The sequence below is a fragment of the Kitasatospora sp. NPDC054939 genome, from assembly GCF_053610105.1.
Window position 1 is genome coordinate 1 of sequence record NZ_JBSGXP010000009.1, and the last position, 26,027, is coordinate 26,027.

The 26,027-nt window shown below is 70.9% G+C and carries 18 protein-coding genes; 11 read left to right on the top strand and 7 right to left on the bottom strand.

Annotation, left to right across the window (positions count from 1 at the left end):
- The 7 genes from ACWGB8_RS04500 to ACWGB8_RS04530 all read right to left on the bottom strand — a co-directional run.
- On the bottom strand, positions 1 to 1,016 hold a 1,016-nt coding region (locus ACWGB8_RS04500; protein ID WP_452210174.1), incomplete at its 3' end, for a beta-ketoacyl synthase N-terminal-like domain-containing protein.
- A 32-nt stretch (positions 1,017 to 1,048) separates the two neighbouring features.
- A complete protein-coding gene (locus ACWGB8_RS04505; protein WP_452210176.1) occupies positions 1,049 to 5,680 on the bottom strand; it encodes an SDR family NAD(P)-dependent oxidoreductase in 4,632 nt (1,543 codons plus the stop codon).
- Entirely contained in the window at positions 5,673 to 8,072 is a 2,400-nt protein-coding gene (locus tag ACWGB8_RS04510; protein WP_452210178.1) for a non-ribosomal peptide synthetase, read from the bottom strand. Before ACWGB8_RS04510 ends, ACWGB8_RS04505 begins: the two co-directional genes overlap by 8 nt.
- Before the next feature lie 207 nt (positions 8,073 to 8,279).
- The gene (locus ACWGB8_RS04515) at positions 8,280 to 8,888 is read right to left on the bottom strand and encodes a class I SAM-dependent methyltransferase (RefSeq protein ID WP_452210181.1); all 609 of its coding nucleotides are present in this window, start codon (positions 8,886 to 8,888) and stop codon (positions 8,280 to 8,282) included.
- A 106-nt stretch (positions 8,889 to 8,994) separates the two neighbouring features.
- Positions 8,995 to 9,558 carry a class I SAM-dependent methyltransferase gene (locus ACWGB8_RS04520; protein ID WP_452210183.1) on the bottom strand — a complete coding sequence of 188 codons (564 nt, stop codon included), beginning with the start codon at positions 9,556 to 9,558 and terminating at the stop codon, positions 8,995 to 8,997.
- Positions 9,559 to 9,763: 205 nt separating this feature from the next.
- Complete coding sequence (locus tag ACWGB8_RS04525) at positions 9,764 to 11,755, bottom strand: carbamoyltransferase C-terminal domain-containing protein (RefSeq protein ID WP_452210185.1); 1,992 nt, start codon at positions 11,753 to 11,755, stop codon at positions 9,764 to 9,766.
- A gap of 330 nt (positions 11,756 to 12,085) precedes the next feature.
- Positions 12,086 to 12,289 carry an acyl carrier protein gene (locus tag ACWGB8_RS04530; protein WP_452210187.1) on the bottom strand — a complete coding sequence of 68 codons (204 nt, stop codon included), beginning with the start codon at positions 12,287 to 12,289 and terminating at the stop codon, positions 12,086 to 12,088.
- Positions 12,290 to 12,494: 205 nt separating this feature from the next.
- Here ACWGB8_RS04530 and ACWGB8_RS04535 point away from each other — a divergent pair, with 205 nt between their 5' ends.
- The 11 genes from ACWGB8_RS04535 to ACWGB8_RS04585 all read left to right on the top strand — a co-directional run bounded on the left by ACWGB8_RS04535 (position 12,495) and on the right by ACWGB8_RS04585 (position 25,834).
- Positions 12,495 to 13,544, top strand: a complete 1,050-nt coding sequence (locus ACWGB8_RS04535; RefSeq protein ID WP_452210189.1) for a TauD/TfdA dioxygenase family protein — start codon at positions 12,495 to 12,497, stop codon at positions 13,542 to 13,544.
- 356 nt (positions 13,545 to 13,900) lie between these two features.
- Positions 13,901 to 14,974 (top strand): threonine synthase, encoded by a 1,074-nt coding sequence (locus ACWGB8_RS04540; RefSeq protein WP_452210190.1) that lies wholly within the window; start codon positions 13,901 to 13,903, stop codon positions 14,972 to 14,974.
- A gap of 76 nt (positions 14,975 to 15,050) precedes the next feature.
- Complete coding sequence (locus ACWGB8_RS04545; protein WP_452210192.1) at positions 15,051 to 16,193, top strand: acyl-CoA dehydrogenase family protein; 1,143 nt, start codon at positions 15,051 to 15,053, stop codon at positions 16,191 to 16,193.
- Positions 16,190 to 17,479: a condensation domain-containing protein gene (locus ACWGB8_RS04550; protein WP_452210194.1), complete on the top strand. Its 1,290-nt coding sequence runs from the start codon at positions 16,190 to 16,192 to the stop codon at positions 17,477 to 17,479. Before ACWGB8_RS04545 ends, ACWGB8_RS04550 begins: the two co-directional genes overlap by 4 nt.
- A gap of 201 nt (positions 17,480 to 17,680) precedes the next feature.
- Positions 17,681 to 19,417, top strand: coding sequence for an ABC transporter transmembrane domain-containing protein (locus tag ACWGB8_RS04555; protein ID WP_452210196.1), 1,737 nt, complete (start codon positions 17,681 to 17,683; stop codon positions 19,415 to 19,417).
- Complete coding sequence (locus ACWGB8_RS04560; RefSeq protein WP_452210197.1) at positions 19,414 to 21,171, top strand: ABC transporter ATP-binding protein; 1,758 nt, start codon at positions 19,414 to 19,416, stop codon at positions 21,169 to 21,171. The genes ACWGB8_RS04555 and ACWGB8_RS04560 overlap by 4 nt, the downstream gene beginning before the upstream one ends.
- 47 nt (positions 21,172 to 21,218) lie before the next feature.
- Positions 21,219 to 21,992, top strand: a complete 774-nt coding sequence (locus ACWGB8_RS04565) for a thioesterase II family protein (RefSeq protein ID WP_452210199.1) — start codon at positions 21,219 to 21,221, stop codon at positions 21,990 to 21,992.
- Positions 21,993 to 22,024: 32 nt separating this feature from the next.
- Positions 22,025 to 23,692 carry a non-ribosomal peptide synthetase gene (locus tag ACWGB8_RS04570; protein ID WP_452210201.1) on the top strand — a complete coding sequence of 556 codons (1,668 nt, stop codon included), beginning with the start codon at positions 22,025 to 22,027 and terminating at the stop codon, positions 23,690 to 23,692.
- The gene (locus tag ACWGB8_RS04575; protein WP_452210203.1) at positions 23,689 to 24,384 is read left to right on the top strand and encodes a thioesterase II family protein; all 696 of its coding nucleotides are present in this window, start codon (positions 23,689 to 23,691) and stop codon (positions 24,382 to 24,384) included. Before ACWGB8_RS04570 ends, ACWGB8_RS04575 begins: the two co-directional genes overlap by 4 nt.
- Positions 24,378 to 24,641, top strand: coding sequence for a hypothetical protein (locus tag ACWGB8_RS04580; RefSeq protein ID WP_452210205.1), 264 nt, complete (start codon positions 24,378 to 24,380; stop codon positions 24,639 to 24,641). The genes ACWGB8_RS04575 and ACWGB8_RS04580 overlap by 7 nt, the downstream gene beginning before the upstream one ends.
- Positions 24,642 to 24,643: 2 nt before the next feature.
- A complete protein-coding gene (locus ACWGB8_RS04585) occupies positions 24,644 to 25,834 on the top strand; it encodes a cytochrome P450 (protein ID WP_452210207.1) in 1,191 nt (396 codons plus the stop codon).
- Positions 25,835 to 26,027: the final 193 nt, after the last annotated feature.

Here is a 26,027-nt window from a genome sequence, read left to right on the forward strand (position 1 = left end):
TCGAGGTGGCCGATGTTGCCCTTGAGCGAGCCGATGGTGCAGGAACCGGTGCCGCCGAACGCCCGGGACAGCGCCTGCACCTCGATCGAGTCGCCCAGCGAGGTGCCCGTGCCGTGGGTCTCGACGTAGTCGATGTCCGCGGGGGAGACGCCCGCGTCGGTGTGCGCGGCGGCGATCACGGCGGCCTGGCCGGTCACACTGGGTGCGGTGAAGCCGACCTTCACCGCACCGTCGTTGTTGACGGCCGATCCCCTGATCACGGCGTGGACGGTGTCGCCGTCGGCGAGCGCGTCCTCCAGCCGCTTCAGCACGACCACGCCGACCCCGGTGCCGAAGACGGTTCCCCGGGCGTCCGCGTCGAACGGGCGGACGTGCCCGTCCGGGGAGACGAAGGATCCGTCCTGGTAGAGGTAGCCGGTGCCCGGGTTCGGGTCGACGTGGACGCCGCCCGACAGGGCGAGGTCGCACTCCCCGGCGAGCAGGCTCCGGCAGGCCGTGTGTGCCGCGACCAGCGCGGTCGAGCACGCGGTGCGCATCGAGACGGCGGGGCCGCGCAGGTCGAGCTTGTACGACACCCGGGAGGCCAGGAAGCCGAGTTCGTTGCCGACCAGGATCTGGGTCTGGCCCAGGGTCTCCACGATCTGCTGGTGCGAGTAGACGTGCTGGACGTAGCGGTTGGCGCCCGCGCCGCCGAAGACGCCGATGCCGCCGTCGTACCGGGCGGCGTCGTAGCCGGAGTTCTCCAGCGCGGACCAGGCCGTCTCCAGGAAGAGGCGGTGCTGCGGGTCCATGATCTCGGCCTCGCGGGCGGTGTACCCGAAGAACTCCGCGTCGAACAGGTCGCTCCCGGCGAACCGGGGGGCGGCCTTGACGTAGTTCGGCTGCCCGTGGACCTCGGGGGGCACCCCGGCCTCGGCCAGCTCCTCGTCCGTCAGGGCGACGATCGACTCGACGCCGTCGCGCAGGTTCGACCAGAACTCGGTCAGGTCTCCGGCGCCGGGGAAGCGCCCCGCCATCCCGATGATCGCGACACCACCGCCGGCCGCCTTCACCGGGAGGCCCGCAGGTTGTCGATGAGGACGGCGAGCGTGCGCACGGTGGGGCCCTCGTAGACGATGGTGAGCGGTACGGTCACGGCCAGCTCCTGACGCAGTCGGTGGACGACCCGGAGGCCGAGCAGTGAACTGCCGCCCAGTTCGAAGAAGTTGTCCTGCACGCCGACGCTCTCCACGCCGAGCAGCTCCTGCCAGATCTCCGCGACCCGGTGTTCGGTCTCGCCGTTCGGTGCGACGAAGGGGTTGCGCAGGTTGGGGCGCTCGTGCCGTCGGGCCGGGGCCGGAGTGTCGGCGACCGGGTCGGACCAGAGTTCGTGACGTAGCATCAGATCGCCGGTGGAGATGACGATCTGCGGCTGCGGAGCCGCGTTGAGCAGGCTGTCGACCACCTGTCGCCCTTCGGCCGGCGTGAGGGCCAACTCCCGCACCGCCGCACCGAGTTCCGAATCGGCCCGGTCCTGGTTCGAGAAGTACCAGGCCTCCCAGTTGACGCTGGTCCAGGGCAGGGCGGCGCTGTGGTGCCGCTGGGCGAAGGCGTCGAGCGCGGCGTTCGCGGCGGCGTACGCGCCGAAGCCGAGGCCGCCGAGCAGCGAGGCGATCGAGGAGCAGATGACCGCGAAGTCCAGGCGCTGGTCGGCCAGCGCCTCGTGCAGCACCTGGGTGCCGTAGAGCTTGGGACCGAAGTGCCAGGAGGCCTCCTCCCGCTTCAGCACCGCGACCTCCCGGTGGGCGGCGGTGCCGGTCGTGCCGGCGCAGTGCAGCAGGCCGTCGATCGGGCCGAACTCCCGCAGGACGCGGTCCTTCAGGGCCAGCACGGCCGCCGGGTCGGAGACGTCGGCGGCGGCCACCAGGACCTCGGAGCCGAGCGCCTCGATCTCCCGGACGGCACCGATCACGGCCCGCACCGACTCCGGGTGCTGCGGGTCGGCCCAGCTCTCCCGGGGCGGCAGGCCCGTCCGCCCGATCAGCACCAGGCGCACCTTCGCCCGGTCGACGAGGGCGCGGGCCATCAGCAGGCCGATCTTCCCCAGGCCGCCGGTGACGAGGTACACCCCGCCGTCCCGGACCGGCGCGTCCTCGCGCGCGGGCGGCGTGCAGGTCACGTACGAGGGCGCCCAGCGGTGGCGTCCGCGCAGCGCGATCGTGCGCTCGCCGGGCGGGGCGGCGAGGTCGGCCAGCAGGTCGTCGACCAGCCCGGGCGCGGCCTGCCCGCCGTCGAGGCGCAGGTCGAACTGGACGCAGCTGAGCGAGGGGTACTCCTGCGGCAGCACCTTGCACAGGCCCTGGACGGTGGCCTTGGGCGGGCAGAGCGGCTCGTCCCCGAGGACGGCGTAGACCTCGCTGGACAGCACGTCCCAGCGCTGTTCCCGGGTCGTCAGCTCGTCCTCGGTGGCCTGGACCCAGTGGACCAGGCTGTCGAAGGAACGGTTCAGCAGGGCCCGGACGTCCTCGGGGGCCGCCGCCCGGTCGGCGTCGTCGCCGACGCTCCAGCAGTGCACCACGCGCTCGGGCAACGCTCCCTCGGCGCGCAGTGCCTCGGCGAGCCGGTGGAAGTGGTCCGCTCGGGCGGGGTCGAGGACGTACTCGCGCTCGCCCCCGTGCTGCCATTCGGCGCCCTGGACGACCGTGCGCACGGTGGCGCCGAGGGCTTCGAGCCGGTCGGCGAGGCCGTGGCCGACACCGGCCGCGTCCGCGAAGACGAGCCAGCTCCGGCTGGCCAGCTCCGCCTCGGCGGGCCGGGGTGCGGCGGCGAGCCGCTGCCAGGACGGCGCGTAGAACCACTGCGGCAGGGTGCCGCGCCGCTGCTGGGCCGAGCCCCCGCCGCCGGGCCGGGCGGCGCCGGGTTCGAGCCAGTAGGTGCGCCGCTGGAAGGGGTAGCCGGGCAGTGGCACCCGGCGGGCGCCGACCGGGGCCGGGAAGGGGCGGGCGCGGCCGGCCAGCCAGAGGCGTCCGGCGGCCCGCAGGAGTGCGGTGCGGTCGCTCTGCCCGAGGAAGGCGCCGGGCAGGGAGGGGACGACGACCCGGTCGGTGCCGGCCGCGGCGGGGTGCTGGAGGGCCCCGGGGGTCAGGGTCGGCGCGGGGCCGATCTCGACGATCGCGATGTCCGGGACGGACCACACCGTGGCCAGGCCGTCCGCGAATCGCACGCTCTCCCGGACGTGCCGGGCCCAGTACTCGGGGCTGGTGGCCTCGTCGTCGGTGATCCAGGTGCCGGTCAGGTTGGAGACGAACGGCAGGGCCGGAGCGTTCAGCCGCACCGAGCGGACCAGTTCGGCGTAGCGCTCGACGACGGGGTCCATCATCGGGGAGTGGAAGGCGAAGCGGGTGGTCAGCCGACGGGTGGCGATGTCGGCGGCCAGCAGTTCGCCGGCCACCCGCTCGATGCCCTCGACGGTGCCGGAGAGCACGCAGGTCTGCGGGCCGTTGATCGCGGCGAGGCAGACCTCCGCGTCCGTGTACCGTGCGACGGCCCCCTCGGAGAGCGGTACGGCGAGCATCGCGCCCTCGCCCTGCTCCTCGATCAGCCGCGCGCGCTCCGCGACCAGACGCAGCGCGTCGGGCAGCGAGAAGACCCCGGCCACGCACGCCGCGACGTACTCGCCCAGGCTGTGGCCGATCATCACCTCGGGCTCGACCCCCCAGGCGGCCCAGAGCTTGACCAGGGCGTACTCAAGGGCGAACACCGTGGGGTATCCGAGGCGCGGCTGGTCCAGCGGGTGCTCGCTGCGCTCCGGCTGGAGCAGCAGCTTGCGGAAGTCGAAGGGCTGCCCGGGAGCGGCGGCCGCGAACTCGTCGACGGTGAGGACGAATGCGCGGATGTCCGTGCCGAGCAGGGGCTCCAGCAGCCCGGCGCACTCGTCCAGCGCGTCCCTGAACTCGGCCTCCTGGGCGTAGAGTTCGCGCGCCATGCCGGGGAACTGGGCGCCGAAGCCGGTGAACATGAAGGCTACCGGCCGGTGCGTCGCCTCGGGTGCGGTCGCGGTGAGCAGTCGGCCGTCGTCGCGGGCGTCGAGCGCCTCCAGCGCCTCCTCGGTGCTGCCGGCGACCAGTGTCCGCCGGTACGGGAACGCCCGGCGGCCCCGCTGGAGGGTGAACGCGACATCGTCCAGGGGGAGTTCGCGGTGCGCCCGGAGGTGGTCGTGCAGCTGGTCGGTGGCCGCTTCCAGGGCCTCCGGGCTCTTGGCGGAGAGCACCAGCAACTGCTCGGCGCCGTCCGCCGGCCGGGGCTCGCGCGCCAGCTCCGGGGCCTGCTCGAGGATGACGTGGGCGTTGGTGCCGCCGAGCCCGAAGGAACTGACCCCGGCGCGGCGCGGGCCGTCGCCCTCGGGCCACGGCAGCAGCTCGGTGTTGACGTAGAACGGGCTGGCGGCCAGGTCGATCCGGGGGTTGGGCCGCTCGAAGTGCAGGGTGGGTGGCAGCTGCCCGTGCTCCACGGCCAGTACGGTCTTGATCAGTCCGGCGACCCCGGCGGCCGAGTCGAGGTGGCCGATGTTGGTCTTGGCGGATCCGAGGGCGCAGCTGTGCTCCGGCACGCCGGAGTAGGCCGAGGCGAGCGCGGAGAACTCGATCGGATCACCCAGGATGGTGGCCGTCCCGTGCAACTCGACGTAGCCGATGCTCGCGGCCGGCACGTCCGCGTTCGCCAGCGCGGTGGAGATAGCGGCGGACTGGGTGGCGGCGCTGGGCGCGCTGAAGCCGGCCCGGCGGGAGCCGTCGTTGTTCAGGGCGGAGCCCTTGATGACCGCGTGGATGTGGTCGTTGTCGGTGATCGCGTCCTTGAGGCGCTTGAGCACCACCATCCCGACACCGTCGCCGCCCACGGTCCCCTGGGCGCAGGCGTCGAAGGTGCGGCAGTAGCCGTCCGGCGAGAAGATGCCGTCCGGGCGGTAGACGTACCCCTTGCTCCTGGTCCCGTCGACGGCGACGCCGCCGGCCAGCGCGGTGTCGCACTGGTAGGCCAGCAGCGCCTGGCACGCCTCGACCACGGCGACCAGCGAAGTGGAGCAGGCGGACTGGATGCTGAGGGCGGGGCCCTCCAGCCCGAGCTTGTAGGAGACCCGGCTGGCGAGGAAGTCGGGCCGGTTGCCGATCACCGTCTGCTTGTCGCCGAGGATCTGCGCGGCGCCGGGCTGGGAGGCGATGTTGACGAGCAGGTAGGTGTTGTTGCCCGCACCCGCGTAGACGCCGACCAGGCCGTCCTGGCGATCGCCGTCGTGTCCGGAGCTCTCCAGAGCGGCCCAGGCGCACTCGAGCAGGACCCGGTGCTGGGGGTCCATGAGTTCGGCCTCGCGCGGGGAGTAGCCGAAGAAGGCGGCGTCGAACTTCTCGCTGTCCTCCAGCACGTACCCCGCGCCGACGAAGTTCGGGTCGGCCATGGTGGCGGCGTCCACGCCCCGGGCGGCGAGCTCCTCGTCCTCGAAGCGGGTGACGGAGCAGACGCCGGCTTTGAGGTTGCTCCAGTACTCCTCGACCGTCCGGGCGCCGGGGAAGCGGCCGGCCATGCCGATGACGGCGATGTCCAGACTGTCGTCGAACTCGGAGAACCCGTCGGCCTGTTCGGAGTCACGCTCAGAGTCCGGCTCGGTGTCCACGGTGGGGGCGAGCTCGGGGGAGTACTCACTCATGGTGACCTCGCTTCGCTTGCAACTGCTGCTGGCGGCGCTTCAGTAGGGCGTTCTGCTGGGCCCCCCGGCTGCGGGTGGTGACGGGTGCCGCCCCCTGCTTGTGCTGCGAGAGCAACTCGGCCTGGGCCCGGACGGTGGTGTGCTGGAACAGGTCCAGCAGTTCGATCTCCCGGCCGGTCGCCGCCCGGAGCCGGTGGTGCAGCTCGACCATGAGCAGGGAGTGCCCGCCGAGGTCGAAGAAGTTCTGGTCGGCGCCGACCGCCTCGATGCGGAAGACCTCCTGCCACACCCGCGCCACCAGCCGCTCCAGCTCGTTCCGCGGTGGCAGCGGCGCGGCGGCGGGCTCGGTGGGCCGGGGCAGCTTGCTGCGGTCGACCTTGCCGTGCCCGGAGAGCGGCAGCCGGTCGAGTGTCACCATCGCCTGCGGGACCATGTGCGGGGAGAGTCGCGCCCGCAGGTGGCGCTCCAGCCCGGCGGTGCTGAACCCGGGGCCGTACGGCTCGATGTAGGCGACCACCTGCCGGTTGCCGGGGAGGTCCTCGCGGACGATGGCGATGGCGTGGCGCACCTCGGGGTGGCTCTTCAGGGCGGCCTCGATCTCGCCCAGGGCGACCCGGAAGCCGCGGACCTTGATCTGGTCGTCGCGCCGGCCGAGGAAGGCGATCGTCCCGTCGGCCAGGCGGCGGACGATGTCGCCGGTGCGGTAGAGGCGGGAGCCCGGCCCGCCGCCGAGGGTGTCCGGGACGAAGGCCGCAGCGGTGAGGTCGTCCCGGCGGTGGTAGCCACGGGCGAGGTTGTCGCCGCCGATCAGCAGCTCGCCGGCGACGCCGACGGGCGTGGGCCGGCCTGCGGGGTCCACGACGTGGGCCTGGGTGCCCGGCAGGGGAACACCGATCGGCGCGGTCTCCCATTCGGCGTCCGGGTGGTCGGCCACGGCGAGGGTCAGCACGCCAACGGTGGTCTCGGTCGGGCCGTAGTGGTTGAAGACCCGGCAGTGCGGCACCAGGCGCTGGAGGGCGCGCAGCCAGCGCCAGTCGGAGGCCTCGCCGCCGATGACCAGCAGACGGCGCGGCAGGAGCTCAGCGAAGCGCGGGGAGGACTGGAGGGCCCGGAGGTGGGAGGGCGCGATCTTCAGGCAGTCGACCCCCCAGATCTGCACCCAGTCGGCCAGCCGGTCGGCGTCCAGGGCGCTTTTGCGGGAGATCAGGTGCACCTCGCCGCCCGTGCACAGCGGCGGGGCGAAGGCCGTGACGCTGGAGTCCACCGTCAGCGGCTGCACCATCGCGAAGCTGAGCGGCCCGTCGATGCCGAGCCGCCGGATGACGGCGCGGGTGTAGCCGACGAGCTGGCGGTGTTCGATCACCACGCCCTTGGGCTTGCCGGTGGAGCCGGAGGTGTAGAGCAGGTACGCGGCATCGCCGCAGGCCGAGCGCTCAGGGGGCGGGTTCTCCGTCGGGCGGCCGGCCAGCACGGCCAGCTCGGCGTCGAGTTCGATCACCTGGTGTGCGGTGCCGAGCGGAGCCGTCGCGACCACGGCCCGCACGGCCGCGTCGCGGAGGATGCCGTCCCGCCGCTCGACCGGGTCGTTCGGATCCACCGGTACGTACGCGCCGCCGGCCTTGAGGACGCCGAGCACGGCCACCAGCAGCCGCACGTCGCGGTCGGCGCAGATGCCCACCGTCACCTCGGGGCCGACCCCGATCTCGCGCAGCAGGTCGGCTAACTGGTTGGCCCGGCAGTTGAGTTCGCGGTAGCTGAGGGAGGCGCCCTCCGCCCGGACCGCGATCGCCTCCGGGGTGCGGGCGGCCTGCGCCTCGAAGAGCCGGTGGAAGCTCAGGTCCGTCGGCTCGCCCGCGACGCCGTTCAGCGTGGCGACGGTGTGCTCCTCCTCGGCGGTGAGCAGGGGCAGCTCGGCCACCGGCCGGTCCGGATCGGCCGTCGCGCCTTCGAGGAGCCGGAGCAGGTGCTCCACCGCGCGGCGGGCGGTGGCGGGATCGAGGACATCGGTCGCGAAGACCAGCTGACCGGTCAGTTCGCCCTCGGCGTATGAGAGGTGCAGATCCAGGTCGCAGGATGCGGTCTCCGGGGCGACGCGCGGCGCCGGCCGGCAGGAGAAGCCCGGCCACAGATGTACGGGCGTCGCGGTACGGGCCTGCTCGGCCTCCGCCAGCCGGGCGCCCGCCAGCCGGACCAGCTCCCGGAAGCTCCCGCCGACCTCGGCGCGGACCGGGGTGGTCAGCCCGGCGCCGTTGGACACCCCGACCACGAGCTCGGACTGCCCGCTGTACCGGTGCAGCAGTGCCAGGTAGAGGGCGAAGGCCGCCGCCGGGAGCCCGGCTCCACAGGCTTCACCCAGCTGCCGCAGCGCGGCCGTCGCCGAAGGGGACACCATGAAGGGCACTGAGTCGCCGCGGAGGTCCCGCTGCGCCGGATGGGCCCGGTCCAACGGGAGCTCCGGCGCGACGGGAAGATCGGCGAGGTGCCCGCCGATTTCGGTGCCGGGCACGGGCGTTGCGGAGTGCGGGAGTTTCATGAAGGTTGCCTTGAGGAGTTCGGGGCGAGGACGTACGTCACCCGTCCTGCCGGAGCGGGGCCACGGCTACGCGGGTCGCTTGGTGCAGAGGTAGACCTGGTTCCGACGGTGGTCGGCGGGCACGTCGATGATCTCGACCGATTCCGAGAGCGAGTGCAGCAGTGCCTCGAACGGGCCGGGGGCGTAGCGGTTGAGCCAGATGTAGCCGTTCGCCGTCTCCCGCCGCAGCAGTACCTCGGGCTCCTGCGGTACCTGGAACATGCAGATCGCCACGGTGCGGCGGGCGACCCGGAACAGCTCGCGGACGGCGGTCTCGTAGTACGGCAGGTGCTCCAGCAGGTGGCGGCAGTTGACCACGTCGAACGAGCCGTCGGGGAAGGCGAGGTCGGTGACGCTCATCTGCCGCCACCGCGCCTCGGGGTGGAGCTCGCGGCAGTGGGCGAGGGCGGCCTCGCCGATGTCGATGCCGGTGTAGTCGACCTCCAGGCCGGCCGCCAGCAGGTGGCGGTAGGTGACCCCGGAGAGGATGCCGCAGTCGAGCAGTTCGAACGGCGCCCCGGCCTGGAGGGCCGCGATCCGCTCGGTCACGGCCGAGTGCGACGGATGCGCGGCTCGGACGTCCTCGCCCATGTGGGCCACGTCGGAAGTCCGGGCCCAGAGCGATCCCGTGTCCACTGCGGATTCCGTGACCGGCGTTGCGGAGTGATGGAGTGTCATGAGATTGCCTCGCGACGGTCGGGGGCAGGGGCGCGCGTCGTCCGTCCTGCCGGATGGGCAGCGGCTACGCGGATCGCTTGGTGCAGAAGAAGATCCGGTTTCGACCGTTGTCCGCGGTGACGTCGACGGTCTCGACCGATTCCGAGAGCGAGTGAAGCAGTGCCTCGAACGGGCCGGGGGCGTAGCGGTTGAGCCAGATGTAGCCGTTCGCCGTCTCCCGCCGCAGCAGTACCTCGGGCTCCTGCGGTACCTGGAACATGCAGATCGCCACGGTGCGGCGGGCGACCCGGAACGCCTCGCGGACGGCGGTCTCGTAGTACGGCAGGGTTTCCAGCAGGTGGCGGCAGTTGACCACGTCGAACGAGCCGTCGGGGAAGGCGAGGTCGGTGACGCTCATCTGCCGCCACCGCGCCTCGGGGTGGAGCTCGCGGCAGTGGGCGAGGGCGGCCTCGCTGATGTCGATGCCGGTGTAGTCGACCTCCAGGCCGGCCGCCAGCAGGTGGCGGTAGGTGACCCCGGAGAGGATGCCGCAGTCGAGCAGTTCGAACGGCGCCCCGGCCTGGAGGGCCGCGATCCGCTCGGTCACGGCCGAGTGCGAGGGATGCGCGGCCCGTCCGTCCTCGCCCATGTAAGCGACTTCGGAGGTCTGCGCCCAAAGTGATTCCGTGTTCACTGCTCTGACTCTCCAGACTGCTGAGCGAAGCCGGACATGGCGGCACGATCACCGATCGGACCGTTGCGCGATCGAGACCGGGCGATGGCCTGCTTCGGAACACACCGTCGCGGCGGCCCCAGGGGCTATCCGGTCTGCCGTCAGCGCACCCGCCGATCGGTCAGAAAGCTGCTCCTTCCGCGGATTCGGGATCGTAGACGGCGGCCGGCCCGAACATCCGCGCGTGCTTCGCCGCGGCGAGGGCCAGCGTGCCGCTCGCATCCCGGGCGGCCGCGACCTCGGCCAGTTGGTTGACCATGGCGGGCGTCGCCAGCCCCTGATCGCGCAGCTCGGGGGAGCGGGACATCAGGACCATGGCCGCGGTGGTGTAGCCCGAGTCGACCCAGGACTGCCAGATCGCGTCGCGGTCCTGCTCCTGGCCCGCGAAGAGCTCCTCGCGGCGATCGTGCCGACGCGTGGGGACCGGGCTGTGGCCGCGGGCCTCCGCGCGCAACCGGACCCGCCGGCCCGCGATGTAGGCAACGGCGGCGCCCTTGCGGATGGCGAAGTTCAGGGCCTGTGCCGCCGTGTGCACCACCGGCTCACCCTTGTCGTTCAGGGAGGTGTTGCACACCATCGGCACCCCGGTGGCCCGCCGGAACGCCTCGATCGCCCGGTAGAGCAGGGGGTTGGTCCCGGCGGACAGGGTCTGGCGCCGGGCCGAGTCGTCGAGGTGGAGGATGGCCGGGACGAGCCGGCGCTTGGACTCGGTGACGTACGCCGTCTCGAGCATGTAGGGCGAGGGCCAGGGGTCCTCGAACCACTCGCCGCTGTACTCCTCCAGGACGATCGGGGCGACGGGGCGCCACCACTGCCGGCCCTTCCAGTCGTTCAGCAGGTCCTTCGACCGGGGCGAGCGGGGGTCGGCGAGGATGCTCCGGTGGCCCAGCGCTCGCGGACCGATCTCGGCCGCCCCGTCCGCCCACACCAGCGGTCCGGTGGAGAGGTCCTCGACGAACTGGGCCTCGGTGAAGTCCTGGACGTCATCGATGAAGTCGTCGAACTGCCGCAACGCGCTCTCGACGTCGGTCAGTTCGGAGCCGTAGTAGGCGGACTTGAGCTGGAAGCCGCCGCCCGGGAGCAGGCCCTCGCCGAGGAGGCCGAGGAGGCCGAGCCCTAGGGACTGGCCGGAGTCGTTGGCGCTCGGCGGAGTGAGCAGGCCCTTGAAACCGTAGCGGCGAAGGAGGAAGGAGTTGGTCGGGCAGTTGAGGGCGAAGCCCCCGCTCAGGGAGAGGTACGCCTGGCTCGGTTCCACTCCCGCCGACTCCAGCAGCCGGTCGACGTTGCGCACCATGACGAGTTCGCAGGCCGTCTGGACGATCTTCATGACCGCGGACTGCAGGTGCTCCCGGTCGCTGAAGCGGCTGTCCAACTCCATGGACGGCAGCTGGGATTCGGCTGCACGGATCACGTCCTGGACGAACGGGAGGGTGTCGACCAGCGGTACCCGCCGACCGCCGAACAGCTCCAGCTCCCGCACCGCCGCCTCGGTGTCGAAGGCGATTTCGGTGGGGCAGGCCGACGCCAGGGCCATCAGGGTGCCGGGCTCCTTGTCGAACTCGGCTGACGCGGCGTCATAGATGGGAGCCGGGGACTCGACCGGAGCGAAGTCGACGTCGCCCTTGGTGGACACGCAGCCGGTGTACCAGTACTTCTTGCTCGCCGGGTCGAGGCCGAAGTCGGGCCGGCCGTCCAGGGCGAGTCCGATGATGGTCTCGCTGCGGAACGCCTCGGAGTCGAGCAGCAGCCCGCTGTAGAGGTGGGCGAGGCTGTGGATCGGGAAGTCCTCGGCGCCGGCCGGCAGCTTGATGTCCGCATGATGCGGCAGGCCGGGCGTGCCCCAGGACAGGCTCACGTCCTCCGGGGAGAGCCCCTCGTCCGCGAGCAGCTCGGCCAGTACCTTGTGGTAGCGGTCGATGGTGAACAGGGGCCAGAAGTGGTGCTTCTGCCCGCTGAAGCGCTCAAGCTCCCAGACCCTGACCAGTTCGACCCGCGAGTCGTGACTGCGCCAGAGCGCGATGTTCTGGTCATGGCGCGGCGCTATGACGGACAGGCTGCCGGGTGGAGAGATGTAGCTCGACAGGAAGTACTTCGCAGCTGGGTACGCGGTCACGATGTCCCCTTCGGCGGTTGGGCAGTGGCTACTTCTTCTTCGGGCCCGACGGTCCTGGAAGCGGTCGGCTATAGGCGGTCGTGAGACTGCCGGGGCGTGCTCGACCGGGCCCCGGTGTGTACCGGCGGCGTCAGGTGCGTCAGACTGCCCGGGTGGGTGCGATCGGGCCTCGGGCCGGAATCCCGGCGGCCGCCTGCTCAGAGGCTTCGGCCGGCTACGGGGCTGCGGGGTGGGATCGGCGGGGACGGACTCCGGTCCCCTCATCCGGATGCGTCGGCTCCAGGGCAAGCGACGGGATCGCCTGAGCCCGGTCGTGCCGTCGTGCCGGGACTACTTCGAAGCGATCCGGCCCTCGACGAGCTGGACCAGCTCGCCGACGTTGGCCACGGTGAACATGTCGACGACGTCCAGGTCGACGTCGAACGTGCTCTGGATCGAGACCATCAGGCGGAGCAGCGACACGGAGGTGGCGCCGAGGTCATCGAAAGTCCTGTCCAGCGAGACCTCAAGGGGAGCGAATACTTCGGAAATCACCGACATCAAGTTGTCGGACTGCTCGTTCGACATTTCGTATTCCCAGATCTCTTCTATTCAAAGCTTATCTAGGTAATTGACCCTATGGCGTTGATGAGGCAGCGTCAAGGCCCATCTTTGGGTTGGGATGATACGTGGCACGATGTCCAAATTGCGCCATGTAAGGTCGAGTGGACGGGACCAAGGCTTCGGGTGCGAAGCTGGCATGGCCAACGAACTGCCCTGTTGCTATATTCGGCCTGACCGGGGCTCGACAAGCCGCGCCTGCCCTAGGGTAGGCTGCCCGAGGTTTCACCGCACAGCCACAGTACTGGGGGTACTGGTGTTAGAAATCAGCTTTCGGCCTCTCACACCAATCACTGGCGCGGAGGTGGAAGGCGTCGATCTCGCTGCGAACCTGTCGCCGGCCGTCGTGGCCCGCCTCCGTGAGGCCCTGCTGCGCCACAAGGTCCTCGTTTTCCGCGATCAGCCGATGAGCGACGCGCAACACGTCGAACTCACCAATGCTTTCGGCGGTGCCACTGCGGCCCATCCCATCGTGAACGGCCTGCCCGAAGAGCCCGCCGTGCTGCGGACCGCGCTGTCCGAGGAGCGGCGGGCGCTGGTCGAGGCCGAGGCCGGCCTCAGCCACCCTTTGAAGGGATCGACGCCGCGGCGCCTGCGGACCGAGTGGCATGTCGACAGCACCTTCGTGGTCAACCCGAACGCCATCACCATTCTGCGTGGTGTCGAGATTCCGCCGGCCGGCGGCGACACCCTCTTCGCCAATCTGGAAGCGCTCTACGAGGGGCTTTCGCCTTCCCTCCGGGGATACCTCGACACTCTGCAGGCGATTCACGCCCGGCACGCCCCTGAGGCGGCGCCCCGCCTCGACGGCAAGCCGGCAGGCCCCTTCGCGGCCGTGCACCCGCTGGTGCGGGTGCACCCCGAGACCGGTGTGCGCAGCCTGCTCGTCAGCGCGGTGTTCCTCCAGGCCATCCGCGGCCTCAAGCCCCGCGAGAGCACGGCCCTGCTGGACTTCCTGCTCGACGAGCTCGCCGGGCGGGATGAGATCCACTCCCGGGTCCGCTGGGAGCAGGACACCCTCGTCATGTGGGACAACCGCGCCGTGGCCCATGCCGGGCCGGTGGACGGCCTGATGTTCCAGGAGGAGCGGATCGTGCACCGCACCACCGTCGTCGGCGATGTGCCCTGCGGGCCCGACGGCTTCGTCTCGCGCGCCCTCATGGGAGGCCGGAGCGAAGCGCTGGCCTGAGAGGCCGCGCCGTGACACCACGGCGATCAGGCGGGCCCTGGACCCGGTGTCGAGAACGGGTCGGATCTCCGTGAAGGAGGTTCAGAGGAGCGTTGTCTATGGATCGCCAGGTGGTCCATGTAAGTCAACTCGGTCATATGTAGATGTACTGGCATCGTGGCTCCGGCATAGATTCGGGTCGGTCGGTCCATGCTCCGGTAACTTCTGTGGGGAAAAGCAAAATGCCGGTCGTCGACCACTGTGTAGAATCCGAAGCGCCACCTAAGTACCGACTGTTATGCGTCGACTGCGGCTGGGAATCCGATCCGGAGTTCCGGCTTCGATGTCCCCGGTGTTCGGGTGCGCTCGATCCCAGGATGAACCTGGAGAGCGTCACCGAGCGTGACGGTGACCGGCCTGAGCTGACCTACCTGGACTTCCTTCCGGTCGAATCCGAGCGCCTATTCGACGCCGGCATCAGTGTGCGTACCCCCTGCCGTCCGGCCTCGCGCCTCGGAACGGTCATCGGTCTGCCCCGCCTCTGGGTGAAGGATGAGTCCCAGCAGCCGACCGGCACCACCAAGGACCGGCTGGCCTCCGTGGTCCTGGCCGTGTTCCGGCAGTTCGGGATCAAAGAGTTCGTCGCCTCCAGCACCGGAAACAGCTCCACCGCCCTGGCCCGCGCTGTGCGGAGGGACCACTCGATGCGGGCACACTTCTTCTGCGGCCGTGACTTCACCGGCGACCACGACATCGAGACCGGCGACCGGGTGTCCCTCACCGTGGTGGACGGCAACTACGCACAAGCCACCCAGGTGGCCCAGGAGTTCGCAGCTCGGAAGGGGCTGGTCTGGGAGGGCGGGTTCTTCAACTGGGCCCGCCGCGAGGGCTTGAAGCTTACCTACCTGGAAGCCTTCGACGCCATGGACGACAAGCCCGACGTCGTCGTCCAGGCCATCAGCAGCGGCATGGGGATGATGGCCGTTCGCAAGGGCGTGGCAGAGTACCTCGCCTGCGGCCGGCTCACCTCCTCGCCCCGCTTCGTCATGGTCCAGCAGGATACCTGCGCGCCGATGGCCGTGGCCTGGCGGGAGGGACGGGCCGAGCTCACCGAGGACGACGTCATCGAGCACCCGACAGGTCTGGCCCGGGCCATTCTGCTCGGCGACGGCCGGGCCACCTATCCCTACATGCGGGACATCGCCACCGAGAGCGGTGGCTCCATCGTCTCGGTAAGCCAGGACGAACTGGTCCAAGCCCGTACGATGCTCCGCGAGCTGGAGGGGCTGGACGTCTGCTACTCCTCGGCCGCGACCATTGCCGCGCTGCGCAACGAGGCCGCGGCCCAGCGGATCACCCCGGACCAGGTCGTACTGGTCAACCTGACCGGCCGTGAGCGGTACACCGCCGCCGACGCCGGACCGGCCCTGGCCGCCGCCACCGCCGGCTGAGCCTCCCCCTCTCCGAGCCGGACGCCACCGCTCCCACCGGAGTGACGTGCCCGCCCCCACGTTCGCAAGGAATTCGTTGATACTCAGTCACCTCACCCCGCAGCAGGCCGAGCGCCACGCCGAGTTCCGCGCCTTCGCCGACCGTGTCCTGGTCCCGCAGGCGGACCGTTGCGACCGCGAGCAAGTGGTCTCCCGAGAGATCGTCGCCGACCTGGCCGGGCAGGGCTACCTTGGCGCGCCTGTCCCGAAGGAGTTCGGCGGCTGCGGCATGGACTGGGTCGAATACGGACTGCTCACCGAGGAACTGGGCCGAGGCTGCCAGTCGGTCCGTAACCTCGTGGCCGTGGAGGACATGGTCGCGCACTCGATCCACAAGTGGGGAACGGAGGAGCAGAAGCAGCGGTGGCTCCCCAGGATCACCTCGGGCCGAACGCTGGCGGCCTTCGCCCTGACCGAGCCGGACATCGGCAGTGACGCCGCCGCCGTCGAGACCACGGCGACGGCCGACGGCGCCGATGTCGTCCTGCGCGGCACCAAGAAGTGGATCAGCTTCGCGCAGATCGCGGACCTCTTTCTGGTCTTCGCCACGTTCGACGGGCAGCACACCGCCTTCCTGGTGGAGCGAGACACTCCCGGCTTGTCGGTAGAGCCGATCGAGGGCCTGCTCGGCCTGCGGGGCTCGATGCTCGGCCGGATCACCCTCGACGACTGCCGGATCCCGGCCGCCAACCTGGTCGGGCGTCCCGGCATCGGCCTCACCTTCGTCGCCTCCAGCGCCCTCGACCTAGGCCGCTACAGCACCGCCTGGGGCTCGGTCGGTCTGGCCCAGACGTGCCTGGAGGCCGCGACGGAGTACGCCGGCCGCCGCACCCAGTACGGCACCGAGATCCGCAACCACCAGCTGGTCCAGCAACTGCTGGCCGACATGCTCACCGACACCATCACGGCCCGGCTGCTCTGTTACCACGCCGGGGTGAGCAAGGAGCGGGGGGAGACGGAGTCCGTCAACCACACCCTGCTGGCGAAGTACCGGACCTCGACGATCGCCGTCAAGGCGGCCGCCGACGCGGTGCAGATCCACGGTGCCCAGGGCATCGGGGCGGAGGCGTCCGTTCAGCGCCACTACCGGGACGCCAAGGTGATGGAGATCATCGAGGGCACCACACAGATCCAGCAGAGCATGCTCGGTCAGTTCGCCGTCCGGGCGGCCCGGCTGTGAGCGAGATCCGGACGGGGGTGGTGACCTACGGTCAGCTGTCGGTCCTGCGTTCGCTGGAGACACACGGACCCGACCATCGGGCGGTCGCCAATCTGGTCAGTGTCTGGGAGGTGCCGTTCGGTCTCGGTGCGGCCCAAGTGATGGACGCCTGGCTCCAGTTAGTGGAGAGACACGAGTCGCTGCGGACCACCTTCGACCTGAGCGGCCCGACGCCGGCCCAGACGGTCCACCCGTACCGCCCGTCCCGGGTGGCTGCGCTGGAGCTGGCCGAGGACAGCTTCGCGGAAGCCCTCCGGCTGGGTGCCGAGGCGGCTGTCGATCCGATTGACATCGAGACCGAATTGCCGTGGCGCGCATTCGTCACCACTCACCAGGGGGATGCACTCCACCTGGTCACCGTGATCCACCATGTGGCGGCCGACAACGGTGCGCTGCGGCTGCTGGAGGAGCAACTCGGTGTCCTCCTGGAGGGCGGGGCGCTCGGGCCGGTGGTGCAGCCGCTGGAGATGGCGCAGGAGCAGCAGAAGGAACCGGGCACCCGGAGCGTCCGGCACTGGACCGAGGACTGGGGCCGGCTCGTCCCGGCGGACCGGGATCCGGAGGACGCCAGTGAGCGACGCCGGGCGTCGCTCTACAGCCTGGAGGGACTGACCGCCGCGCAGGAGCTCTCCGACCGGCTGAAGATCTCGGTCCAGTCGGTGGTGCTCGGCGTCGGCGCGCTCGCGCTGTCCCGGCTCAAGCGCACCGAGCGGATGACCTTCGCGCTGATGGCCGCCAACCGGCTCACCACACGGTGGGTGCCGCTGGTCGGCTCGCTCAACCAGTTCGCCCCGGTGACCGTCACGGTCGACGAGGAGGCCCACCCGCTGGACTATCTGCGGGCCTGCTACGTCCAATCCATGACGGCGTACATGAACGGCTGCTACGACGTCGATGCGCTGAGGGAGAGTCTCCGGGAGGCCGGCCTGCCGGAGACGGACCCCACCGCCTTCGCCAAGCACTACAACTTCCTCGGCGATGTAGACGCCGAGCCGGCCGCCGGATCCCCCCTGCGCACCGGGATCGAGTGGCGTCCGTCCACCCAGCGGTCAGGGCCGAACTTCCACCTGGCAGTGGCCACAGGGAAGGGAATCCTCATCGGAGTGGGCGCGAGCCGCGACTATCTCGACGGAAATCTCCCAGCCGTTCTCGCGGCGTCGATCGAGGCTGGTCTGATCAATATGTCCAAGGGGTTCGAGAACTCCCTGGCGGATGTCTCGCTGGATAATCCTTGGCGAACTTCCTGAAGGGCAGCAGAATGCGGGGGGAACGCTTCTCCCCCCGCACTTCGGCATCCCGGGGCAGCCGGTTCTAGAAGCCTGCACAGATTCCGCGAAGCTGCTTCTTCATGATGAACACCTCCTGTCCGTGGTGACTATAGCCACAGGCGGTCGGGAGGTGGAAGGAATTCTGGATAAGGACCAGGAAGGACGGTTAGGGTTTCACTCATGACGGATTCGTATGCCGACCCGGGAACCCCGGATCACCGAAGTGCTGCGCGTTACCTGTGGTGGCTGACCATGAGTCAGCGCCGACGGGTGACAGGTGGTGCGGTGATCGGCACCCTCTGGATGGTCTGCCTCCTGCTGCCGCCGTACCTCATGCAGCGTGCGATCGACGACGGGCTCCAGCGGGGGAAGACCGGCGTCCTGGTCGGCTGGGTGGCCGCACTGGTCGGCGCCGCGCTGCTCAACGCATGGCTCGGCATCATGCGCCACCGCATCATGACGCGGGTCCGGATGGACGCCACCTTCCGGACCATCAAGGTCGTGGTCGTGCACTCCACTCGGCTGGGAGCCGAACTGCCCCGAAAGGTGACGGCCGGCGAGGTGGCCAGCATCGGTGTGGGCGACGTCGCGCAGATGAGCCAGACACTGACGATTACCGGCCCGGGCGTCGGTGCCGTCGTCGCGTACCTGGTCGCGGCCGCGCTGCTGCTGTCGGTCTCCGTTCCGCTCGCCCTCGTGGTCCTGCTGGGGGTGCCGTTGCTAGCGGTCGTGGTCGGGCCGCTGCTGGAACGCCTCCAGGGCGCGGAGTCCAAGTACCGCGAGCAGCAGGGGGCGCTGACCGCCCGGCTCGGGGACATCGTCGGCGGCATGCGCGTACTCAACGGCATCGGCGGTAAGGAGATGATGGCCGGCCGCTACCTTCGCGGATCACAGAACCTGCAGGCCGAGGGATACCGGGTCGGCGCCGTGACCAGCTGGATCCAAGCGCTCTCGGTCGGCCTGCCCGCCCTCTTCCTCGCGTTGGTGACCTGGCTGGCCGCTCGGATGGCCGCCGAGGGCACCATCACGATCGGCACGCTGGTCGCCGTCTACGGCTACGTCGCCGTCCTGGTGGTACCGGTCTCCAACTTCATCGAGGGCGGATACGACCTCACCAGGGGTCTGGTGGCCGCTCGACGGGTGGTCCGGATGCTCGACCTGAAGCCCGCCTTCGACGACGCCGCAACACTCCGGCCGGCCCCTGACGAGCCATCAGTCCTGTACGACGCCGACACCGGTGTGGAACTGGTCCCGGGCCGGCTGACCGCGATCGTGAGCGCTCGCCCGGCCGATTCCGCGGCCGTGGCCGACCGACTCGGACGGTACAGCGCATCCGCTGCGACCTGGGGCGGCGTGCCGCTCGCCGAGATCGCCCTGGCCGAGATCCGCAGCCGGATCGTGGTGGCGGACAACGACGCCGACTTCTTCTCCGGCACGCTGCGCAGCGTGGTCGGCGGCCGGTCCGAGCACACCGGCCCGTTCATCGCCCAAGCCGTCAGAGACGCTGCGGCGGAGGACATCGTGCAGGCACTGCCCGACGGCCTGGACACCGTGATCCAGGCCCAGGGCAGCAACCTCTCCGGCGGTCAGCGCCAGCGGCTGCGGCTGGTCCGTGCCCTGCTGGCGGACCCGGAGGTGCTCCTGCTGGTCGAGCCCACCTCCGCCGTGGACGCCCACACCGAGGCCGCCATGGCCGCTGGGCTGCGCCGGGCGCGGACCGGACGCACCACCGCCCTCACCTCGACCTCCCCCGTCCTCCTGGAGCAGGCCGACACCGTCTGCTATCTCGTCGACGGCCGTCTGGCGGCGGCCGGCCCACACCAGGAACTGCTCGCATCAGAGCCCGGCTACCGCGCGCTGGTGGCCCGCGGCGAAACCGCCACCGGGTCCACGCCCGCCGAGGAGGCCGTCCGATGACTGCTCAGACCGAGACCGCCCCCGGGCGGCTCCCGATCGCCGGTCCCGCCGAGGTCCGCCGGGCCGCCGTGCGTCTGATGGGGCAGGACGGCCGTGCGGTCGCCGCGATGCTGACCCTCAACGGACTGGCCGCGGCGGCCGGTCTGGGCGGCCCCTGGCTGCTGGGCCGGATCATCGACGACGTCCGGGGCGGCGCCGGGGTCGGACACGTCGACCGACTCGCCCTCGGCATCCTCTGCTTCGCCCTCGCGCAGCTGCTCCTCGGCCGCTTCGCCCGCTACGCCGCTCACCGCTTCGGCGAGCGGACCCTGGCGCGGATCCGAGAGCGGTTCGTCGACCGCTCCCTCGCCCTGCCCGCCTCGGTGGCCGAACGCGCCGGCGCCGGCGACCTGCTGACGCGCGGCACCGCCGACATCGCCGCCGTCGGCACCACCATGCGCGATGCCGGGCCGGAGGTCTCGGTGGCGCTCGTCCAGATCCTCCTGATCCTGGTCGCCATGCTCGCGGTCAACCCGCTGCTCGGCATCTGCGGGTTGCTCTGCCTCTCCGGGATCTGGTTCGCCACCCGCTGGTACCTGCACCGTGCACACGCGGGATACCTCGCCGAAGGCGCCGCCAACTCCGCGCTGATCGAGATCCTCACCTCCACCGCGGCAGGGGCCCGCACCGTCGAGGCCCTGGGCCTCCAGGACCGCCGGATCGCCGCCACGGCCGAGGCGGTGGAGCACTGCCGGGCCACCCGTACCTACACCCTCAAGCTGCGCACCGTCCTCTTTCCCGTGGTCGAGTTCTCGTACATCGCCCCGGTCGCCGGCATCCTGCTGCTCGGCGCCGCCCTGCGCAACACCGGCGCGGTCACCACCGGCGCGGTGGTCGCCTGCACTCTCTACTTCTGGAAGCTCTCCGAGCCGCTGGACAAGGTCCTGCTCTGGCTCGACCAACTCCAGCGCAGCAACGCCTCCTTCGCCCGAGTCGAGGGCATCGGCCAGGTGGACGCCCCGGCCGTGACCGGCGGCGGCCGGCCCGCGGACGACCGGATCGACGTGGTCGACGTCCGGTACGCCTATCAGGGCGAGCGGGACGTCCTGCACGGCGTCGACCTCACCGTCCGTCCGGGCGAGCGGCTGGCGGTCGTCGGCCCGTCCGGAGCCGGCAAGTCCACTCTGGGCCGACTGCTGGCCGGGGCGGAGACGCCCCGCACCGGACGGGTGACGGTGGGGCAGGTGCCGGTAGCCGAACTCGATCCGGCCCAGTTGCGCCGACACGTCGTCATGGTCTCCCAGGAGCATCACGTCTTCCTCGGCACCGTCCGGGACAACCTCCTGATCGCCGCGCCCGCCGCGACCGACCAGGACCTGCACGCGGTGCTGGCCGCCGTTGACATCGACTGGGTGGGCGAGCTGCCGGACGGGCTGGACACCGAACTCGGTGCCGGTGGCCTCCGTCTGGACGCTCAGCAGGCCCAGCAACTCGCCCTGGCCCGGGTGGTCCTGGCCGATCCGCACACGCTGATCCTGGACGAGGCCACCTCCCTGCTCGACCCGACCACGGCCCGGCACACCGAGCGCGCGCTGGCGGCTGTGCTCAAGGAACGCACCGTGATCGCCATCGCCCACCGCCTGCACACCGCCCACGATGCGGACCGGGTCGCGGTCATGGAAGGCGGCCGGGTGACCGAACTGGGCAGTCACGAAGAGCTGTTGGCGGCCGGCGGCGGGTACGCCGCGCTGTGGAAGTCCTGGCACGGCGCCTGAGCGCCCCACCCCTCTCGACCTCTCTCGACCAGTAGGAGCGGAACCCCATGCACTCGGCACCACCGCAGACGGCCCAGAGCTGGGTCCGGCCGATTCCCGGCCGGACCGAGCCTGGCGCCCTCCGGCTCTTCTGTTTCCCGTACGCCGGGTCAGGCGCCTCGGTCTTCCGGGAGTGGGGCGCCGGACTCCCGGAAGGATTGGAGGCATTCGCCGTGCAGCTGCCGGGCCGGGAGGACCGGTTCGTCGACCGGCCGATCGCGGACCTGGACGAGCTGCTGGACGTCCTTTTCCCCGCCCTGCTTCCCTACCTGGATAGGCCGTTCGCCTTCTTCGGGCACAGCATGGGCGCCATCGTCGCCTGGGAGCTCGCCCGCAGGCTGCAGCGTGAGCAGGGTCTGGAGCCGGTCCGGATCATGGTGTCCGGCTGCCGGGCGCTACCGGCCCACGAGTCCAGGAAGCTGAGTGAACTCGACCTCTCCGACGAGGAGCTGATCAACGAGCTCCGCCGTCTCAACGGCACGCCGGAGGAGTTGCTGCAGAACGCGGACTTCACCAGCTTCATCCTGCCGACCTTCCGGGCCGACCTCTCGCTGTTCGCCGGCTACGTCTACCGGCCGGGCGAGTTGCTCACCTGCCCGGTTTCGGCCTTCGGTGGTGACGCGGACCCCAGGGTCGCCGAGGAGCACCTTGAGGGCTGGGCCGAGCTGACCACCGGCCGGACCGAGGTGGAGGTCTTCCCCGGTGGCCACCTCTTCCTCAACGACCAGCGGGAAGCCGTGCTCCGGAGCGTGTCCCGGGCGCTCCCTGCCGTCGGCCACTGACCAGTACTTCTTTTCGAACCCAGGGGGCTCGCGTGGAGACAGTGTGGAATGTCGTCCAGGCTCAGGTGGAGCGGACGCCGGAGGCCGTGGCCGCGCGGACGGAACGCACCTATACCTACCGTGAAGTCGCCGCGCTGGCCGCAGACCTCGGCGAGCGGATAGCGGCCAGGGTCCGGCCGGGCTCCGTCGTGGCGCTCGACGCGTCCAGCCGGTTCAGTGGGGCCGTCGGGTTCCTCGCCGCGAATGCCGCGGGCTGCGTCGTGCTGCCGCTCGACCGGCAGAGCCCGCCGGCCAGGCGGGCCCGGGTCCTTGACGACGCCCGCCCTGTCCTGCTGCTGCGCGAGCTGGCCGAGGGCGAGTTCGCCCTGGAGGGGAACGGACTTCCGTCGCCGCCGAGGGAACCTGACCTGGGTGAGATCGCCTACATCCTGTACACCTCCGGCTCGACCGGGCAGCCCAAGGGCGTGATGGTGGGCCACGAGGCCCTGATCGACCGCCTCGCCGGCCTGGCGGAGCGGCCGGGGCTGACGGCCGGCGAGAGCGTGCTGGCGATGGCCGCGCTGTCCTTTGACATCTCGCTGGTGGAGCTGCTCCTTCCGCTGACCGTGGGAGCCTCCTTCACGGTAGTCCCGGAGGAGATCAGGGCGGATCCGCTCGCCTTCGCGGAGCTGGTGGCGGGGGCCGCGCCGGACGTCGTCCAGGCCACCCCCAGCTTCTGGCGGATGCTGACGGCCGCCGCCTGGAAGGGTGCGCCCGGTAGCCGACTGTGGACCGGCGGAGAGGCGCTCACCCCGAGCCTCGCCCGGGAGCTGCTGCCGCGGTGCGGTGAACTCTGGAACGTGTACGGCCCGACCGAGGGAGTCCTCTGGGCCACGGCGGCGCGGGTGGACTCCGCCGAGCGGATCTCGCTCGGCGAGCCGGTGGCCGGGGTGGGCCTCCTCACCGACGAGAGCGGTGAACTCCTGCTCTACGGGGAGGGGCTGGCGCACGGCTACCTCAACCGTGAGGAGCTGACGGCTGAGCGCTTTCTGCATGGCGACACCCCCGACGGCCGCCGCCGCATCTACCGCACCGGGGACCGCGTCGGACGGGGGCCGGACGGCGCACTGGAGTTCCTCGGCCGCCTGGACAGCCAGGTCAAGCTGCGCGGACACCGGATCGAGCTCGGCGAGGTGGAGGCCGTCCTGGAGGAGCACCCGGACGTCTCACAGGCCGTTGTGCTGGTCCAGGACGCCGACCGGCCCGACACCGCGGCGCTGGTGGCCTTCGTAGTACAGCGCGCCGAGGCGGACCTCCAGGGCTGGTTGAGGGACCGGCTGCCGTCGAGCCACCACCCCGCCCGGATCACTGCCCTGTCCGTGCTGCCCCGCACCACCACAGGAAAGGTGGACCGGATCGGGTTGGCGGCCGGCCTGGCCGCCGGCGACCGGGTGGTGCAGGCTGCCAGATCGCCCGCCGCAGCGCCCTCGGGGGACGTCCGGGCACTCGTGGCCGAGGCGTGGCGGCAGACGCTCGCCGCGGACTCCGCCGACGAGGACACCAACTTCTTCGACGCCGGTGGCAATTCGGTCCTCCTGACGGTGCTCCAGAAGCGGCTCAGCGACGGCCTCGGCATCCGGGTGCCGATCAAGGAGATCTTCCGGTACCCGACCGTTGCCTCGCTGACCGACTACATCCTCCGTACGGAGATGCCCAATTGAACCTCTACTGCATTCCTTACGCCGGGTGCTCGGCACGCGTCTACGACCCGTGGCAGCGGCACCTGCCGGACTGCGTCACCGTCGTGCCGCTGGAGCTCCCCGGCCGGGGCTCACGCTGCGTGGAGGAGCCGATCGACGAGCTGGCAGCCCTGCTCGCGGACCTGTACCAGCAGCTCGACCCGGCGTCGCCATACGCGCTGTTCGGCCACAGCTACGGTGCTGTGATCGCCTTCGAGCTGGCCAAGTCGCTCCGCTCCAAGGGTGCTCCGGAGCCGTCGGCGCTGCTGGTCTCGGCTAGCCGCGCACCCCGGCTGCCAGCCGTCGACGCGGACAGCCACCGACTCTCCGACGCCGAACTCATCGAGCGACTGGCCGCGTTGGGCGGGACTCCGAAGGAGCTGCTGGAGAACGAGGAGCTGATGGAGATCTACCTCCCCGTCATCCGCGCCGACTACCGGATCCTCGGCGAGTACGGCACCGGCACCCCAGGTACGGTCGGATGCCCGGTGGTGGCGTTCTACGGGGACACGGACGACGAGGCGGACCGGTCTTCGGTCGAGGCGTGGGCGGACTACACGGACGGCCCCTTCCGAGTGGAGGAAATCCGCGGCGACCACTTCTTCCTGCACTCCGCCGAGCGTGAGCTCGTGGCCGCCGTCGAGGCGGTCTGTACGAAGGGGGAGCCGTGGTGAGTCCGGCCGCCGTACCGGTGACCCTTGGCCAGCTGTCGGTCATCCGCGACCCGGAGCCGTCCGCGCCGGACGAGCAGAGCGACGGGATCCTGACGCAGCCCACGCGCTGCCGGCCACGGACCACCTCCGCCGAGGTCACGGTCGCCTGGTCAGCATTGCCGCTCCTGGACGGCATCGATTGGGCGCCGAACACCCTGGACGAGATCGAGTACGCCCCGTTGCGCCGGGTCGACCGGAACCCGGAGAGTACCAAGTGACCGTGACACAGGCCCCACGCTGCCCCTACCGCGACGACGATCGTCCGGCGGCCGACCCCTGCGCGGACTACCTCCCGCTGCGGGAGGAGGAGCCGGTCCGCTGGGACGAGGACCTGGAGGTGTGGATCGTCTCCGGGTTCCGCGAGACGACGGCCCTGCTGCGGCACCCCGCTCTGTCAGCTGCTTGGCCGCAGCGGGGCACCACCACCCTGCACCGGGAGGGAAACGGCGGGGGGCGGGCCGCAGAGGTCGTGCGCAGGTGGTTCATGTTCAACGACGACCCCGAGCACGCGGCGGCCCGCCGGGTCGTCGCGCCGCTCTTCGCGGCCGACCGGATCGCCGCGATGCGTCCCGTCGTTGAAGAGCTGGTCGACGAGCTCCTGGCGGGGCGGACGGACGGGCTGGAGGTGATGGCGGAACTCGCCGTTCCGCTCTCCAGTCGGGTCATCTGCCGGGTCTTGGGTCTGCCCGGGGAGGTCGCGCCCCGGCTGCACGACTGGGCGCCCGACATCGCGGCGCTGCTGATGGCGGACTACCTGCCGGAGGTCAGGACCAGGGGTCATCGCGCCTTGGGGGAAATCGCGGCCGTGGTGGACGAGGCCCTGCGCTCTGAGGTCCGCGAGGGCACCGGGCTCTGGCTGCTGCGCAACGCTTGCCATCAAGGCGTCATCGAGGCCGCCGACATCTGGGCCACCGCGAGCCTGCTGATCTTTGCCGGGTTCGAGACCACCTCGACCTTCATCGGCAAGGCCGTTCGGGCCGTGCTGCACGCCGATGCCTGGGCTGACCTGCGGAGCGGTGAACCGGGCTCGGCCGTCGACGAGCTGCTCCGTTTCGACACCTCGGTCCAGCAGGTGGCCCGGGTGGCCACCGCGCCGGTGGAGGCGGCGGGTCACCTGATCGCGGAGGGGGATCTCGTCCTGCTGATGCTCGGCGTGGCCAACCGAGACCCGGCCGTCTTCGCCGACCCGGACCTTCTGGACTACGACCGCGAGATCAGGCGGCACCTCACCTTCGGCTTCGGCGCGCACTACTGCCTCGGGGCGGGGCTGGCGCGGTTGGAGTCCGAGGTCGTACTGGAGCGCCTCGCCAGCAGGTGGGCAAATCTCGCCCTCGACGGGCCGCCGGTGACGAGGCAGCACTTCGGCATCACCGTCCTGGAACGCCTGGCCGTGCGCGGCACGGTCTCGTGACGGCCGACCGTACATCCCTGAAAGGAGAGTTGGGATGCCACGAGTGACGAGCGGCTCCCCGGAGTCGGCGGACAGCCTCATCGGTGGGGAGCGGGTGTCGCAGCACCACGTCCGCCAGTTCCTCACCCACCAGGATCACCGGGGCGACAGGGACGTGGTGGAGCGCGTCGCCCGGGCGGACCAGGAACTGCTT

Excerpts from the sequence above, each read along its gene's own strand:
- ACWGB8_RS04535 (WP_452210189.1), top strand. The coding sequence starts at position 12,495 with ATGGCCAACGAACTGCCCTGTTGCTATATTCGGCCTGACCGGGGCTCG.
- ACWGB8_RS04520 (WP_452210183.1), bottom strand. The coding sequence starts at position 9,558 with ATGGGCGAGGACGGACGGGCCGCGCATCCCTCGCACTCGGCCGTGACC.
- ACWGB8_RS04555 (WP_452210196.1), top strand. The coding sequence starts at position 17,681 with ATGACGGATTCGTATGCCGACCCGGGAACCCCGGATCACCGAAGTGCT.
- ACWGB8_RS04540 (WP_452210190.1), top strand. The coding sequence starts at position 13,901 with ATGAACCTGGAGAGCGTCACCGAGCGTGACGGTGACCGGCCTGAGCTG.
- ACWGB8_RS04505 (WP_452210176.1), bottom strand. The coding sequence starts at position 5,680 with ATGAGTGAGTACTCCCCCGAGCTCGCCCCCACCGTGGACACCGAGCCG.
- ACWGB8_RS04560 (WP_452210197.1), top strand. The coding sequence starts at position 19,414 with ATGACTGCTCAGACCGAGACCGCCCCCGGGCGGCTCCCGATCGCCGGT.
- ACWGB8_RS04510 (WP_452210178.1), bottom strand. The coding sequence starts at position 8,072 with ATGGTGTCCCCTTCGGCGACGGCCGCGCTGCGGCAGCTGGGTGAAGCC.
- ACWGB8_RS04565 (WP_452210199.1), top strand. The coding sequence starts at position 21,219 with ATGCACTCGGCACCACCGCAGACGGCCCAGAGCTGGGTCCGGCCGATT.